The organism is Salinimicrobium sp. WS361, from assembly GCF_050750585.1.
Lineage (GTDB): Bacteria > Bacteroidota > Bacteroidia > Flavobacteriales > Flavobacteriaceae > Salinimicrobium.
The window spans coordinates 283,635-298,866 of record NZ_JBOJLM010000001.1; the positions used below are offsets into that span (position 1 = coordinate 283,635).

The 15,232-nt window shown below is 42.0% G+C and carries 18 protein-coding genes; 9 read left to right on the forward strand and 9 right to left on the reverse strand.

Going from position 1 to position 15,232, the window contains the following annotated elements; translation table 11 throughout:
• Window position 1: 1 nt before the first annotated feature.
• The 4 genes from gntA to ACQ93I_RS01325 all read right to left on the reverse strand — a co-directional run bounded on the left by gntA (window position 2) and on the right by ACQ93I_RS01325 (window position 2,480).
• Window positions 2-682 (reverse strand): guanitoxin biosynthesis heme-dependent pre-guanitoxin N-hydroxylase GntA, encoded by a 681-nt coding sequence (gene gntA, locus ACQ93I_RS01310; protein ID WP_431696799.1) that lies wholly within the window; start codon window positions 680-682, stop codon window positions 2-4.
• 106 nt (window positions 683-788) lie between these two features.
• Complete coding sequence (locus ACQ93I_RS01315) at window positions 789-1,055, reverse strand: SemiSWEET family sugar transporter (protein WP_431696800.1); 267 nt, start codon at window positions 1,053-1,055, stop codon at window positions 789-791.
• Window positions 1,055-1,576 carry a DUF421 domain-containing protein gene (locus ACQ93I_RS01320; protein ID WP_431696801.1) on the reverse strand — a complete coding sequence of 174 codons (522 nt, stop codon included), beginning with the start codon at window positions 1,574-1,576 and terminating at the stop codon, window positions 1,055-1,057. Before ACQ93I_RS01320 ends, ACQ93I_RS01315 begins: the two co-directional genes overlap by 1 nt.
• A 46-nt stretch (window positions 1,577-1,622) precedes the next feature.
• Window positions 1,623-2,480: an SDR family oxidoreductase gene (locus ACQ93I_RS01325; RefSeq protein ID WP_431696802.1), complete on the reverse strand. Its 858-nt coding sequence runs from the start codon at window positions 2,478-2,480 to the stop codon at window positions 1,623-1,625.
• 136 nt (window positions 2,481-2,616) lie between these two features.
• Here ACQ93I_RS01325 and ACQ93I_RS01330 point away from each other — a divergent pair, with 136 nt between their 5' ends.
• Window positions 2,617-3,834, forward strand: coding sequence for an NAD(P)/FAD-dependent oxidoreductase (locus tag ACQ93I_RS01330; protein ID WP_431696803.1), 1,218 nt, complete (start codon window positions 2,617-2,619; stop codon window positions 3,832-3,834).
• A gap of 38 nt (window positions 3,835-3,872) precedes the next feature.
• Here ACQ93I_RS01330 and ACQ93I_RS01335 read toward each other — a convergent pair whose 3' ends face one another.
• From ACQ93I_RS01335 to ACQ93I_RS01350, 4 genes are read right to left on the reverse strand one after another with little or no spacing between them, the layout of a single operon-like run.
• A complete protein-coding gene (locus tag ACQ93I_RS01335) occupies window positions 3,873-4,022 on the reverse strand; it encodes a hypothetical protein (RefSeq protein WP_431696804.1) in 150 nt (49 codons plus the stop codon).
• On the reverse strand, window positions 4,012-4,482 hold the full coding sequence (locus ACQ93I_RS01340) for a PIN domain-containing protein (RefSeq protein ID WP_431696805.1): 471 nt from the start codon (window positions 4,480-4,482) through the stop codon (window positions 4,012-4,014). Before ACQ93I_RS01340 ends, ACQ93I_RS01335 begins: the two co-directional genes overlap by 11 nt.
• 28 nt (window positions 4,483-4,510) lie before the next feature.
• Window positions 4,511-5,014, reverse strand: a complete 504-nt coding sequence (locus ACQ93I_RS01345; RefSeq protein ID WP_431696806.1) for an SDR family NAD(P)-dependent oxidoreductase — start codon at window positions 5,012-5,014, stop codon at window positions 4,511-4,513.
• Complete coding sequence (locus ACQ93I_RS01350) at window positions 4,965-5,327, reverse strand: SDR family NAD(P)-dependent oxidoreductase (RefSeq protein WP_431696807.1); 363 nt, start codon at window positions 5,325-5,327, stop codon at window positions 4,965-4,967. The genes ACQ93I_RS01345 and ACQ93I_RS01350 overlap by 50 nt, the downstream gene beginning before the upstream one ends.
• Before the next feature lie 87 nt (window positions 5,328-5,414).
• On the opposite strand from ACQ93I_RS01350, the gene ACQ93I_RS01355 reads away from it, so the two are divergent.
• The 8 genes from ACQ93I_RS01355 to ACQ93I_RS01390 all read left to right on the forward strand — a co-directional run bounded on the left by ACQ93I_RS01355 (window position 5,415) and on the right by ACQ93I_RS01390 (window position 13,554).
• Window positions 5,415-6,500: a diphosphomevalonate/mevalonate 3,5-bisphosphate decarboxylase family protein gene (locus ACQ93I_RS01355; RefSeq protein ID WP_431696808.1), complete on the forward strand. Its 1,086-nt coding sequence runs from the start codon at window positions 5,415-5,417 to the stop codon at window positions 6,498-6,500.
• 93 nt (window positions 6,501-6,593) lie between these two features.
• A complete protein-coding gene (locus ACQ93I_RS01360; RefSeq protein ID WP_431696809.1) occupies window positions 6,594-6,824 on the forward strand; it encodes a DUF2442 domain-containing protein in 231 nt (76 codons plus the stop codon).
• Between the two features lie 24 nt (window positions 6,825-6,848).
• A complete protein-coding gene (locus ACQ93I_RS01365) occupies window positions 6,849-7,787 on the forward strand; it encodes a mevalonate kinase family protein (RefSeq protein WP_431696810.1) in 939 nt (312 codons plus the stop codon).
• Between the two features lie 8 nt (window positions 7,788-7,795).
• Entirely contained in the window at window positions 7,796-8,701 is a 906-nt protein-coding gene (locus tag ACQ93I_RS01370; RefSeq protein WP_431696811.1) for a geranylgeranylglycerol-phosphate geranylgeranyltransferase, read from the forward strand.
• 379 nt (window positions 8,702-9,080) lie between these two features.
• A complete protein-coding gene (locus tag ACQ93I_RS01375) occupies window positions 9,081-9,989 on the forward strand; it encodes a pseudouridine synthase (RefSeq protein WP_431696812.1) in 909 nt (302 codons plus the stop codon).
• A 261-nt stretch (window positions 9,990-10,250) separates the two neighbouring features.
• Window positions 10,251-11,648 (forward strand): arginine decarboxylase, encoded by a 1,398-nt coding sequence (locus ACQ93I_RS01380; RefSeq protein ID WP_345596965.1) that lies wholly within the window; start codon window positions 10,251-10,253, stop codon window positions 11,646-11,648.
• 66 nt (window positions 11,649-11,714) lie between these two features.
• A complete protein-coding gene (speB, locus tag ACQ93I_RS01385; RefSeq protein WP_431696813.1) occupies window positions 11,715-12,590 on the forward strand; it encodes an agmatinase in 876 nt (291 codons plus the stop codon).
• Window positions 12,583-13,554 carry a deoxyhypusine synthase family protein gene (locus ACQ93I_RS01390; protein ID WP_431696814.1) on the forward strand — a complete coding sequence of 324 codons (972 nt, stop codon included), beginning with the start codon at window positions 12,583-12,585 and terminating at the stop codon, window positions 13,552-13,554. The genes speB and ACQ93I_RS01390 overlap by 8 nt, the downstream gene beginning before the upstream one ends.
• A 305-nt stretch (window positions 13,555-13,859) precedes the next feature.
• Here the strand turns inward: ACQ93I_RS01390 and mptB are convergent, their stop codons facing one another.
• Entirely contained in the window at window positions 13,860-15,206 is a 1,347-nt protein-coding gene (gene mptB, locus ACQ93I_RS01395) for a polyprenol phosphomannose-dependent alpha 1,6 mannosyltransferase MptB (RefSeq protein WP_431696815.1), read from the reverse strand.
• Between the last annotated feature and the right edge of the window lie 26 nt (window positions 15,207-15,232).

Genomic DNA, 15,232 nt, shown 5'->3' on the forward strand with positions numbered 1-15,232 from the left:
TTTATTTTTTTCCGTGAAGAAAAGGACATTTCCATTCTTCTCCAACTTTTCGGCCGCTATACTGTCTGGCTTCGCTGCGTTCTCCAAAATCTTCGAGCATGGGGTTGATCTCTCCCTGCAGCTCAATATCCCTTTCCCTAATTTTATCTCTTACGGTGTGGTAAGTGTTCATTTCCCTCAATTTCTCAAACTGCCAGTGCAGGTTAAAAGCAATGGCTGGGTAAGGCGCCTGTCTTGCCTTGCGGGAGCTGTTGGGGTGCAGACCTACGATATAAAAAGCGCGGCCTCCAAGACTAAAGCTAAAACTTTTATGGGCCGGATCCTGGCTTACTTCTTTATCCCACGGCATATCATCTTCTTCGTGCAGGTACTGTAACTGTTGCCAAAGCACCTTCTCAAATTCTTCTTCGGAATAATGCTGCTTACCTTTAAAACCGACTAAAAAGGTGAGAAAATCATTAGATTCAAAATCGTATGCTGCGATGTATTTCTTTAAATCGGTAAGTATGGCTTTCGCAGTTTCTTTGCTTCCGAAGTTATCGTATTCATGAAAGTCCACTTTGTCCATACTAAACACGGTCTGGGCCATAACGCATGGATGATTGTTACCTAATATGAAATCTTCAAACTGAGATTTCGCAGAAGAAACTTCAGAAATTTCCTTTTCTTTTACCTGGGACATAAAAATGTATTTCAGTAAAAATAATATCTGAAAGTGTTGTTTTCAGCAGGTTTAAGAATCCCTTAGTTGAGTTTTAAGTAAGATTAACAGCTTTTTGCCTAATGAGTTAGTTTTTATCTCGATAGCGGTAAATAAGGAAAAGCATAAAGCTGTTGAGCATTAAAGCAACCCCGTTGGTAGCGATAATGGGAATGTCTTTTGTGATCGCCCCATAAGTCACCCAAAGTGCCAGGCCGGTAATGAGAACAAAGAACATTCCGGGAGAAACGTCGTCTACCTCTTTGGTCTTCCAGGCCTTCCAAATTTGCGGGGTGACCGCTGCAGTGGTAAAAACGCCTGCGGTTAGGCCCAATATTTCTGTCCAGCCTATCATTATCGCGCTACATCTTTTAATAACCAATCTTCAAGTATTTCATCTTCGCTGTTGCTGTGCAGTACCGAAATATCTCCTGTGGTCTCAAAAACTACTGCCCGAACTTGAGAGAGGTTCAGCACATTTGCCTCGCGCAGCTTTGATCTTAAATCTCCTTCGGTGACCTTTGCCCTGCGCAGGTTGTGTGTAAGTATTTTCTGTCCGTCCATAAGCATTAAAGGAGAATTATCTACCGCTTCACCAACTCCTTTATATCTTCGGAAAAAAGCAACACTAATCTGTAATCCGTAGATGAGAGCGAGCCCGAGAATTCCGCTTGACAGGCTCACATTTTTGGAAAGCACTGTAGATGCGATTATAGAACCTATGGCCACCGTCATAGCGAAATCGAAGCTCGACATTTTTGAAAAACTGCGTTTCCCTGCCAGCCGTGTAAACAGGATGATCGCGGTGTAAATACCTATCGCGTTTACCGAGATAGCAATAACAGATTCCCAGCCTATGTTAAACCATTCTTCCATAGTATAATAATTGGTTAAGAGAAACAAGATAAGCATCTGAGGTTTATCAGGCGCCTACCACTTCGCCGCCGTTCACGTGAATGACCTGCCCGGTGATATAACTGGCATCTTTAGAGGCCAAAAATACGTACGCCGGCCCTACTTCGCTGGGTTGCCCGGCTCTTCCAAGCGGAACTTTTTTGCCAAATTCGGCTACGTGTTCTTCACTAAAGGAAGCAGGAATTAGCGGCGTCCAGATTGGGCCCGGGGCAACGCCGTTTACTCTGATATTTTTCTCTGCCAGCATTTTTGAAAGCGAGCGGGTAAAGGCAGTGATTGCGCCCTTTGTACTCGAATAATCGAGCAGGTGCTCACTGCCGCGATAGGCCGTCACTGAGGTGGTGTTAATGATACAATCACCGTTTTTAAGATGTTTTAAAGCCTCATTGAGGGTAAAGAAATAAGGATAGATATTAGTTTCAAAAGTCTTTTTAACCTGGGCTGAGGTCACTTCTTCGGGTTCCTCTTTTGGAAACTGCATGGCCGCATTGTTTACCAGAATATTGAGGCCACCGAATTTCTTAACGGTCTTCTGCACCACTTCCCGGCAGAATTTTTCATCCTTAAGGTCTCCTTTTAGGGCCAAACCTTCAGATCCTGCTTTTTCAATCATTTTGACGGTTTCTTTGGCATCTTTGTCTTCAGAAAGATATACAATGGCCACTTTAGCGCCTTCTGTAGCAAAATGTACCGCTACACTTTGGCCAATACCGCTGTCACCGCCGGTGATAAGCGCCACTTTGTCTTTCAGTTTTTCACTGCCTTTGTAATCTTTTCGTATCACCTCGGGTTCGGGGTGCATCTTTTGCTGGTTTCCCGGTTGTTTTTCCTGCTTCTGCTTCGGAAGGTCTTTAGGTTTGCCCATAGCTTGACTTTTAGAATTTTAAAGTTAGAGAACCACACTTTAGGCTGCTGAAGGTTTAAGAAAGATTTAGCGCAGCTTTAAACAAAGAATAACGTCTCTTTAATTTGAATATCTTTGAGGCTGAAAAATGACATTTTTGGAACCTCTTTCTTTTGATATTGTAATTATTGGCGGTGGCGCCGCCGGATTCTTCACCGCGATAAATGCTGCGGAAATGGCTCCGGAAGCCAAAATTTGCATCCTGGAAAGAGGAAAAGATGTGCTTACCAAGGTGAGGATCTCGGGCGGCGGAAGGTGTAACGTTACCCATGCCGAATTCCTTCCGAAGGAACTCACTAAAAACTATCCTCGCGGCGAAAAAGAGCTGCGCGGACCCTTCCACAGCTTCATGACCGGAGATACCATCGAATGGTTCGAAAAGAGAGGCGTGCCGCTGAAGATCGAGGATGACGGGAGAATGTTTCCGGAATCAAATTCTTCAGAAACCATTATAGATCTATTTCTACGGGAGTCAAAAAGGTTAAATATCGAGGTGCTTACCAAAAGAGCGGTGCAGGATGTGCAATTGCACAATGGCCGCTGGAAGATTGAAACTTCCCAGGAAAATTTCACTGCAGGTAAAGTACTTGTTGCCACCGGAAGCAATCCAAAAATGTGGGAAATGCTGAAAGATCTGGGGCACAACATTGTCCCCGGCGTGCCTTCGCTGTTCACCTTTAAAATTACCGATGCCCGAATCAAAGATCTCCCCGGAGTGGCTACAAATGCCGTTGTTCGCCTAAGAGGTAAAAAGCTGGAAACTGCAGGGCCACTTTTGATCACTCACTGGGGCATGAGCGGGCCTGCTATTCTGAAACTTTCGGCCTGGGGCGCAAGGGAACTCAGCGATAAAAAGAATTTTGAGATCGAAGTCAACTGGCTGCCCGAACTTTCTCCTGAAGAAATTTCTGAAGAACTGCAACGTCTCAAAAAGGACAGTGCGAAACAGTCGCCACATAAATATGCACAGTTTGAGCTGCCAAAACGGCTTTGGCAAAGTTTGGTTAATGTTTCGGGAGTTGATAGCGACCTCCGCTGGGCCGATCTCAATAAGCAGCAGCTGGAAGAATTAACAAGCCAACTTAGCTGTGGCACTTTCCAGGTGCATGGAAAAAGTGCTTTTAAAGAAGAGTTCGTGACTGCGGGTGGAGTAGAACTAAAAGAAGTGAACTTTAAAACTTTTGAAAGCCGGGTCTGTAAAAACCTCTTTTTGGCAGGTGAGGTTTTAAACATTGATGCCATCACCGGCGGCTTCAATTTCCAAAATGCCTGGACCGGCGGATTTCTTGCAGCAAAGGCTATGACTTTAGAATAATCTGAGGCTTTTTCTGCTGGCTATTATTATTTATTTTGTTAGGCGTTTGGTCGTATTTCTTTATTCAAGCGTTTCCTTTTAAAATATTCGACGATTTCCTTTTTAGTCATGGTTGACAATTTTTCGCTTAATGTTTTTCGTTGCTCCCGCATAAATTGAACAGCATCAAAATCTTTTTTAGTTTTCATTTTCATAGTTTATTATTTCTCTTGGTGAGCGAATTTCCAATTGCTTATACCCATTTTTCATGTTTATGGCATTGTACCCACGTATTCGCTCAATATTTACTATATGCTTAAAATTCCAGCTTATTAAAAGATCAGCTCGGTTTACTGTCGCTAAGGCGATATGGAGACAATCTGCATAGCTTGTTTTTCCCACTACCTTTTCTTTTTGATATTCTAATGCTAATTCAACCGCTTCATCGTCTGTTTCGAGAAAATCGGTCAGGTCAGCTTTTATCCTGGTCACTAAGGTCTTAACTTTCCCGGGCGCAAATTTTAATTCCTCCTGAGTGACATCAGAAAACAAGATTATAAATTCCCCCTTATTTATTCGTTCAAAAAGCGGTTTGGTGAATTCTTCAAATTCCATATCAAAAAATCCTCCAAAAACTGACGTATCAATGTAAATCCGCTGTTTTTTCATCTATTAAATTTACCAAATTTTGCATTGACTACCGATTCTGCTGTTTAAAAACTATTTTATTGAACCAGGAAATCGGTAGGAGCTTTCGGGCGATGAGTACTGCCCCGGCACCTTTTCCGGCAGGATATCTTAATTTTTGGCTGTCATCTGTAGCGGCTTTATAAACGGTTTCTGCAACTACCTCGGGCCCGGGAGCTTTCTCATTTCTTTTCTTCATTCCGTTGAGAATATTTTTCTCCATTTTGTCGTAGCCTTTCACATTGTCATTTTCAAAGGTTTTTAGAGAACGACCATGAAAATCTGTTTTAATAGCAGCCGGTTCTATCATTTTAACTTCGATGTTGAACTGTTTTAGTTCATATTGTAAAGCTTCAGTGAAACCTTCAAGCGCCCACTTACTGGAGCAGTACAAACTGTACAGCGGAATGGTGAACCTGCCCACCACAGAGGAGGTGTTGATGATCATGCCTTCCCCTTTCTGCTTAAAATAAGGGATAAATTCGCGGGTAAGATCCATCACGCCCAAAAACATTCACCTTAAACTGGTTGAGTACATCCTCTTCTGAAGATTTCTCAAATGCGCCCACTGCGCCATAACCTGCGTTGTTAAACAGGACATCTATGGAGGTGAAATCGTCTTTCACCTGTGAGATAATATTTTGCAGGTGCTCCTTTTTTGTCACGTCCAGCCTGTAAAGTTTCAGGTTAGAGGTTTCCCCTAACTCAGTTTCTTCTTCGGGAGAACGCATGGTCGCGGCAACATTCCAGCCTTTTTCGGCAAAAAGTTTTGCTGTGGCGCGGCCAATTCCGCTGGAGGTACCTGTGATCAATATGGTCTTGCTCATAGTTATATTTTTTTTGCCTCTCTAAAATAGCATTTTTAAACGGCTTTCGCTTTTTCAGGAAAATCTATCTTTGCGTAAACTGCAAGCATGACCAAAAAAGATTTTATTCCGAAGTCCTACCCGGCAGCGATAGAGCAGGGGGAGGTAACCTGGCAAAGCCCGAGTAACATTGCCCTCGTAAAATACTGGGGAAAGCTGGAACATCAAATTCCGGCGAATCCTTCTATAAGTTTTACACTGGATTCCTGCCGGACAACCACCACGCTTAACTTCAAAAAAAGGCAAAAGCCGGCAGATGATTTCCACTTCGACCTGACTTTTGAGGGGGAGAAAAAAGGATCTTTCCGACCAAAAATTGAGAAGTTCCTGGAAAGAATAGATCCTTATTTGCCCTTTTTGAAGGACTATAAATTCACTATTGAAACCTCCAATTCCTTTCCGCATAGCAGCGGGATCGCTTCTTCGGCCAGTGGGATGAGTGCCCTGGCACTTTGCCTTATGAGCCTGGAAAAGCAATTAAATCCTGAAATGGATGAAGAATATTTCACCCGGAAAAGCTCATTTTTGGCAAGATTGGGATCGGGCAGTGCCTGTCGCAGCATTGAAGGAGAGCTTGTAGTCTGGGGCATGCATAACAGTATTTACAGGAGCAGCAATCTCTACGGGGTTCCTTTTCGGGATGAAGTCCATGAAAACTTCAGGAATTATCGCGACACCATTTTGCTTGTCGACAAAGGTGAAAAGCAGGTGAGCAGTACCTTGGGGCATGATCTTATGAATGATCATCCTTATGCAGAAACCCGCTTCAGGCAGGCGCACGATAACCTTGATAAGCTCAAAAAGATCTTCCGCAGTGGTGATCTTTCAGAATTTATAAAAGTAGTGGAAAGTGAAGCCTTAACCCTGCATGCCATGATGATGACGAGTCAGCCGTATTTTCTCCTTATGAAACCAAACACGCTGGCGATCATCAACAAAATTTTCAGGTTTAGAGAAGAAACCGGGCTGCATCTTTGCTTTACTCTTGATGCAGGTGCTAATGTACATTTGCTTTTTCCGGAGAAAGAGGCGCAGGAAACGCTGGAATTTATTGAAGCAGAACTAAAACTATTCTGCCAGAACGGCCAGTATATCAATGATAAAGTAGGCAGCGGCGCGAAGAAATTGGCCTGATAATTGACTTAGATCATATAGGGTAATGAATTACATTTCAGTTAAATGTATATCTTTGCAGCAATATGTTCGAAGACTTACCGATTCAAGAAATTGAAAACCGTTAAGACTAACATAAAAATTAAGGATGTATTCTTCAGGGATGAGAAAGTTTTCTTTTCTTTAGAAGATGGTGAGATTGGCGCTCCTTTGGAGTGGTATCCCAGATTATACAACGCTTCTCAAGAAGAGCTGTTGGATTTTTCAATTTCTCCCGGTGGTTATGGGGTGCATTGGAAGAGGGTAGATGAAGATCTTTCTGCCCACGGAATATTAAACTCATAACCAGGAAAAAAATACCAAGTCGCTATGAAAGGACCTTTATTTTATTCTAAAATCTTACTCTTCGGAGAATATGGGATCATCAAAGATTCCAAAGGTTTGTCTATTCCGTATAACTTCTACAATGGGGCTTTAAAAGTTGATGAAGATCCATCGGAAGAAGCACAGAAATCTAACAGGAGCCTAAAGCGATTTGCAGATTATCTGGAGGAGCTGCAGGCGAAAATGCCGGAGCTTGTTCAATTTAATTTTACTGAACTTAAGGCAGATATAGAAAAAGGGATGTACTTCGATTCCAGTATTCCGCAGGGATATGGAGTGGGAAGTAGTGGGGCTTTAGTGGCCGCAATTTATGATGAATACGCAGTAGAAAAGATCACTGTACTCGAAAATCTTACCCGGGAAAAGCTATTGAAGCTGAAAAAGATCTTTGGCGAAATGGAGTCCTTCTTCCACGGGAAATCTTCGGGGCTGGATCCATTGAACTCCTATTTAAGCATTCCGATTTTAATCAATTCTAAAGACAATATTGAACCTGCGGGTATTCCATCGCAAACTCAGGATGGAAAAGGTGCAGTGTTCCTGCTCGACAGTGGTTCTGTTGGAGAGACTGCTCCCATGGTGAACATTTTTATGGAGAACATGAAGCAGGAACCTTTCAGAAAAATGCTGAAAGATCAATTCGTAAAACACACAGATGCCTGTGTTGATGATTTCTTAAAAGGTGACGTAAAATCTCTTTTTGGGAACATGAAAAAGCTGTCTCATGTTGTACTCGACAACTTTAAACCTATGATCCCGGACCAATTCCATAAACTTTGGAAAAATGGAATTGAAACCAATGACTACTACCTCAAGCTTTGCGGCTCTGGTGGTGGAGGTTATATTCTTGGATTTACAGAAGATATTGAAAAGGCCAGAAAAGCATTAAAAGATTACCGTCTGGAAGTAGTCTACAACTTCTAAAACGCTCCATGGCTTCTATTTCCAAAAAGCGGCTTCTGCTCAAGATTCTCAGCTTTATTTCGGTCATTAGGGGCTACAATATCCTGGTGCTGGTCATTGCGCAGTACCTGACTGCAGTTTTTATCCTCGCACACGATTTGCCTATGCGGCGTGTGCTTTTTGATCCAAACCTGTTTTTTATGGTGCTGGCTACTGCCTCTGTAGCGGCTGCAGGTTATATTATCAACAACTTTTACGACAGCGAAAAAGACCTGATCAACAGGCCGCAAAAAACTATGCTGGACCGGTTTGTGAGTCAGCGGACCAAGCTTTCGGTGTATTTTATTCTCAATATGGCCGGTGTTTTCTTTGCCAGCTATCTCTCTTTTAGAGCCGTATCCTTCTTTGCGATATACATTTTTGTGATCTGGTTTTATTCCCACCGTCTCAAGAAAATTCTTTTTCTCAATAACCTGGTTGCATCTGTAATAACGATTACCCCGTTTTTTGCTGTTTTTCTTTACTATAAAAATTTCGATACAGTTATACTCGTCCACGCAGCCTTCTTATACCTCATTATTTTGATGCGGGAAATGGTTAAGGATTTGGAGAATATGAAAGGGGATTTGGTGCAGGGGTACAGGACCATTCCCATTGTGTACGGGGAAAACTTCAGTAAGAGCTTAATCACCGGCCTAACGTTGTTATCAATGATCCCGGTTTATTTTCTCATCTTTCGGTTTGAGATCGGCAAAATGTATTACTTTTTTTACGGAGCAGTGTTCGTGCTGTTAATCTTCCTGCTGGTGCTATACTTCAGTAAAGCCAAATGGCAGTATCTGTTACTCCACAATCTGCTGAAGTTCATTATTGTGGCCGGGGTTTTCAGCATCTTGCTGATTAATGTAGATGCCTTGTTGAGCAGAGTATTTTAGGATTGTATAAGGTATATTCAATAGTCGGGAGTTCGGAGTTAGGAGTTCGGAGAAGAAAGCTCAAATTTCTTTTCGCTGATATTTGATTATTGTCTGTTGTCACCTCGAGAGGAGTCGAGAGGTTATTCCTAAGTTTCCCACAGATCACAGAGATTGTAAAATTTTCAATCCCCGATAACCATTTTCCAACTAACCACCTTGGAAGCTATTTTATCCTCTTCAAATTTTCAAATTCCCACATTTTCAAATCTTATATTGGAATTTCTCTTCCCATCATCTTCAAATTCTCAAATCCCCACATCTTCAAATTTTTTTTTCAATTTTGGTGCTTGCAATTATATTGTTAACAAACCACTATCTTTGTACAAAATTATTTTATATGAGTAGAAATGACAGGTCATCCGGAAGCAGGGGAGACCGCTCTTCCAATAAGACGAGTAGCGGAAGACAGGGCGGCGCTGGCCGTACCAAGTCCCATTCCCGCGGAAATGCTCCGGTAAGCCGAGATGAAAAGGATCCTAAGAACATGTCCCGCGGCAATGCACCCGTAAAGAAGAAACAGGGCGGGGCCGGAAAAAGTGAAGGGATGAGGTTGAATAAGTATATTGCCAATTCCGGTATCTGCTCCAGGAGAGATGCCGATATCTATATTGCTGCCGGAAACGTTACAGTAAATGGGAAGGTGGTGATAGAAATGGGACACAAAGTACAGATCTCTGATGAGGTGAAGTTTGACGGCCGCCGCGTTAACCCCGAAAAACCTGAGTACATCCTTTTAAACAAGCCTAAAGGTTTTTACGTAACCGGAAGTCTTGAGAAAAAGAACAGAACGGTGATGGATCTTGTAGCAAATGCTTCAAAATCAAAGCTTACTCCTGTTGGGAAACTGGATACCCAGGCCACAGGTTTGTTGCTGTTTACCAACGATGGTACCCTGGCAAAGAACCTTGCAAATCCAAAGAATGGGATAAGGCAAATATATCATCTTGAGCTGGATAAAGATTTGGCATATGATGATCTTCAGAAGATAAAAGAGGGTGTAAACCTGGAAGACGGTACTGCCAAAGTCACCGAAGTGAGTTATGTAGAGAACAAACCAAAGCGGGAGGTAGGCCTTGAAATTAAAAGTACTAAAGCTCACATTGTACAGCGTATATTTAAAAGCCTGGGGTACGAAATATTAAAACTTGACCGTGTAGTCTACGGCGGATTAACTAAAAAAGATCTTACCCGCGGCCACTGGAGAGTATTGAGTCAGCAGGAGGTGATCAACCTTTCTAATCTCTGATTTCACTCAGTTTAAAGCTTATAAAGACCAGCCGGAAAGTTGTAAAAGGAGATTAAAAAAAATCCTGCAACTTTCCGGCTTTTTAATACATTTGCTTTAGCTAAGCTAAAATGATGAAAGAAACACCACTTGGATTATCCCATTGGTTTTTAATAAATTACCTTTCCGGCCACTGTAGCCTTAACAAACTTTTATCACGTTATTTTTTCAGCATTGGCTTATAATTTCTACTTTTTAACCTTAAACTTTATTACGTAAAAATTGAATACGAAGTATAGCGATTTAATCGACCAGACTTATTATTTCCCCCAGGAAGAATTTAAGGTAGAAGGAAGTGAACTGCATTTTCATGGTATTGATCTCATGGAGCTCGTTAAAGAATACGGTGCACCCTTAAAATTCACTTATCTTCCCAAGATTTCGGAAAATATAAACAAAGCCAAAAACTGGTTTTTTGATGCTCTTAAAAAGCACGATTACCCCGGCACTTACAACTATTGCTACTGCACCAAAAGTTCTCATTTTGAGCACGTGCTCAATGAGGCCTTAAAGAATGATATTCACATTGAAACTTCGGCAGCCGTAGATATCAATATTGTTGAAAATCTTAAAAAGAACGGGAAGATCACTAATGATACTTATGTGATTTGTAATGGTTTTAAGAGGAACGGTTATATTACAAACATAGCCAATCTCATTAATGGCGGGCATAAGAACTGTGTTCCCATCATTGATAATTACGAGGAGATCGATCTGCTTTCTGAAGCTATTGACGGGAAATACAAAATTGGGATAAGGATTGCTTCGGAAGAAGAGCCAAAATTCGAGTTTTACACCTCCAGGCTTGGTATAGGCTATAAGAACATTGTGCCTTTTTTCAATAAGCAAATCAAAGATAATGAGCAGGTAGAGCTTAAAATGCTTCACTTTTTTATTAATACCGGGATTCGCGATACCGCTTATTACTGGAACGAATTGCTGAAGTGTTTACGGGTTTATATCAACCTTAAGCGAATTTGTCCTACTCTGGACAGCCTGAACATTGGCGGCGGTTTTCCGGTGAAAAACTCTCTTCACTTTGAATATGACTATAAGTACATGGTGGAGGAGATCGTCAATCAGATCAAGATCGCCTGTGATGAAGCTGAAGTGGAGCCACCTCACATATTTACAGAGTTCGGTTCTTTTACCGTGGGTGAAAGTGGGGGTGCCATTTATGAGATCCTTTACCAAAAGCAGCAAAACGACAGGGAGAAATGGAATATGATCAATTCTTCCTTTATTACCACCCTGCCCGATACCTGGGCAATTAGCAAGAAGTTCGTTATGCTGGCTGTAAACCGGTGGAATGATGAATATGAGCGGGTATTACTAGGGGGTCTCACCTGTGATAGTGATGATTACTACAACTCAGAGCAAAACACCAACGCCATTTATCTCCCAAAGTATAAACGGGAAAAGCCATTGTATATCGGCTTTTTTAATACCGGTGCTTATCAGGACACGATTGGCGGTTTTGGCGGCTTGCAACACTGTTTGATTCCGCAGCCAAAACAGATCCTTATTAACAGAGACAAAGACGGAAATCTGGAGACCAGGTTATTTAGCGAGCAGCAGGAGCCCCAGGATTTTCTAAAAATTCTCGGATACGAGAAATAGTCAGGAATTTTTATATTTTTAACTATATATAATTGAAGCAATTAGAACACAACAATCGCTAATAAAATGAGTAAAAAGAATTACGCCGGCATTCCGGACAAGTATGCACGCTTAGATGACGCAAAAGTAGTTTTGATCCCGGTTCCCTATGATGGAACAAGTACCTGGGGTAAGGGTGCCGATAAAGGCCCTGATGCTTTTCTGGAAGCTTCCGAGAATATGGAGCTCTTTGATATCGAGACCCGTACTGAAGTCTATAAAAAAGGTGTGTACCTTGCGCCGCCGGTGACCGAAGATTCATCTCCAGAGAAAATGGTAGAAGCGGTTCACAAGACCGTAAAGAATTACATTAAGCAGGAAAAATTCGTTACTATTTTTGGCGGCGAGCATTCAATTTCTATTGGAACCATTCGTGCTTTTAATGAGAGCTTTGAAGACCTTACCGTAGTGCAGATCGATGCACATGCCGATTTGCGTCCGGAGTACGAAGGCACTACGTGCAATCATGCCTGTGCTGTACATGAGGCCAGTAAAAAGACTAACCTTATTCAGGTTGGTATCAGGTCTATGGATATTTCTGAAATGGATCACATGGATGAAAATCAGGTGTACTGGGCACACGATCTTTATGAGGACTGGATGGATGATGCGATTGGGCAAATGACGCCAAACGTTTTCATTACTATTGATCTTGATGCTTTTGATCCTTCTATATTGCCTTCAACAGGAACTCCTGAGCCGGGTGGAATGTTTTGGTATGAAACTCTCGAGTTCTTAAAGCTGATGTTCAAAAAGAAGAATGTGGTAGGATTCGACATTGTAGAGCTTAACCCGAATAAAAATGAAAGATCATCTGACTTTCTTGCGGCTAAACTTTACTATAAAATGTTGAGCTACAAATTCAAATATTTAAATCATAACGAAGACGAAGACGATGAGTAAAGGACCGGTTACGGAATTTATAGAAAAACATTTTAAACATTTTAACTCAGCGGCTCTTGTAGATGCCGCAAAAGGATATCAGGATCAACTTGACAAAGGGAACAAAATGCTTGTTACCCTGGCTGGTGCGATGAGTACTGCCGAGATTGGAAAAAGTTTTGCTGAAATGATCCGTCAGGACAAGGTGCAGTTTATTTCCTGTACAGGTGCAAACCTGGAGGAGGATGTGATGAATCTTGTGGCGCATACACATTACGAGCGCGTGCCTCATTATCGTGATCTTACTGCCCAGGATGAATGGGACCTGTTGGAGCGTGGGTTAAACCGGGTTACCGATACCTGTATTCCTGAAGAGGAAGCTTTCCGAAGAATTCAGAAGCATATAGTGAAGATATGGAAAGATGCTGAAGCTGCAGGAGAAAGATATTTTCCGCATGAATATATGTATAAGCTGTTGCTTAGCGGAGTAATGGAGGAGTACTATGAGATCGACCTGAAGGATTCATGGATGTATGCCGCAGCCGAAAAGAACCTGCCAATGGTAGTTCCGGGCTGGGAAGACAGTACCATGGGAAATATTTTCGCTTCTTACGTAATGAAAGGCGAATTGAAAGCAAGTACAATGAAATCCGGAATCGAGTACATGGGCTTTATAGCCGACTGGTACACTAAGAACACCGACAAAGGAGTTGGTTTCTTCCAGATTGGAGGAGGAATAGCCGGGGATTTCCCGATATGTGTTGTGCCAATGCTGTATCAGGATATGGAAATGCATGACATTCCTTTCTGGAGTTATTTCTGCCAAATCTCCGATTCTACAACCAGCTACGGAAGTTATTCCGGTGCTGTACCAAATGAAAAGATCACATGGGGAAAACTCGATAAAGACACACCTAAGTTCATTATTGAGAGTGATGCTACCATCGTGGCACCGCTTGTGTTTGCTTACTTACTTGGTTGGTAGGCAAAAGATCAATAAAAAATTAAAAACTCCGGAATCAGCAATGTTTCCGGAGTTTTTTTGCCCCCTAAATCCCTCAAAGGGGGACTTTTCTTCTGAATCTTCTTCGCTGATTTTTTTCGTGAGCTTCTTTAAACTCTTAATTTTCTTTGTGTGAAATTTTATCTGCATCAATCTGCGAGATCAGCGGGAAATTTAAAATGTAAAAAGCTTGATCACTTACTACCGATCACTGAACACTATAATCAGCGTTCTCTGCGGAAAAATCTTTGCGCCCTTTGCGTGAAATTATCACGTCTTCATCTGTTTCAATCTACGGAATCAGCGGGAAATTTTACCTTATTATGCCCGAAAATTTCATAAAACATTACTCCCATAACCACGACATATTCCGCTGCAATAAGCCACAGATTCTCCTCATAATTGGTTTGCGAATAAGCAAAATAACTCAGTACCACCATCAGGCTCCATACCTGCACAAATTTGTATCGGGTAAAAACAGAGAGTAGCAACGGAGTGGCCAGGTACCATGGATGAACAGTGGTGGACAGTGACAAATAAATGAACATTCCAAACATCATACTGGTGAGTAAACCTCGCATTTTGTGATTCCGTTCTAAAATGGCCATAATGAGGATCGAAACAAACACCACGCCCGCAAGTACAGGTCCGGCGTAGCCAATAATATTATATCCTTCAACCTCGTAACCTATCCACCTGATGAGGTAATAAATACCCGCATTAAACTCAAACTTCTGAAACCAGAGATTTATGCTGCTGAAGAAATTCTCTGCAAATACACCCGAAAGAAACGGCAGGAAGAAGAGAAGTAAGATTATACCTGTGGCTGCATAATAACCTAAAGCTTTTTTCCACCCAAGCTTCCTGATAAGTAGAGGCAGAAAAATAAGCGGAATTAATTTTACCGCAATGGAGCAGGAAAAAAAGAGAGCGCTAAAAAGCCATTTTTGACACTGTAGTAAATAGAGTGCCGCCAGCAGAAAAAATAGCATGACACCTTCAAAATGCAGGTTTCCTGTAAGTTCAATGATGACGAGCGGATTTAGCAGATAGAGAAAAATATTGCTTTCGGGAAGCTTGAGGTTTCTCAGCAATTTTCTTCCGAAGTAAAAGATCCCGATATCGGCAGCGATGATGAAGATCCGAAGCCAGATAATTGAGCCCAGGATGCTATTTCCGCCAAGAAGTGCAGCCAGTGCAAAGAAAAACTGGTTGAGCGGCGGATAATTAGTCGGATTCCCGGCGCTAAGGCTACCCATGCCTTCATAAAGTTCCTGCGCTTCAGAAAATGGTAAATCTCCTGAAGAAAAATATTCAGCAGGAGTCATTAAATAAGGATTTATTCCTTCCAGCAATAACCTGCCGTCCCAGATAAATCTAAAGAAATCCTGAGATAGATTGGGAGCAGCAATCAGGAACAGCAGGCGAAAAATAATTGCGGCAGTTAAAAGGATCTTCCATTTATACCGCTGCATCTGGAAGAATTTCCAGCTCAAAAAGAAAAGTCCGCCCCAGAGGGTCAAAAGTTTAAAAAAGTCGGTTCTTTCCAGGTCGTAGGCGAAGGCTAGGTAAAAGGCACAGCAACTGAGGAAAATGAGGAGCGGGATTTTGTGGAGGTTTATAAAATTCTTCATTCCTTACCAGACCTAACAGGTTTTGA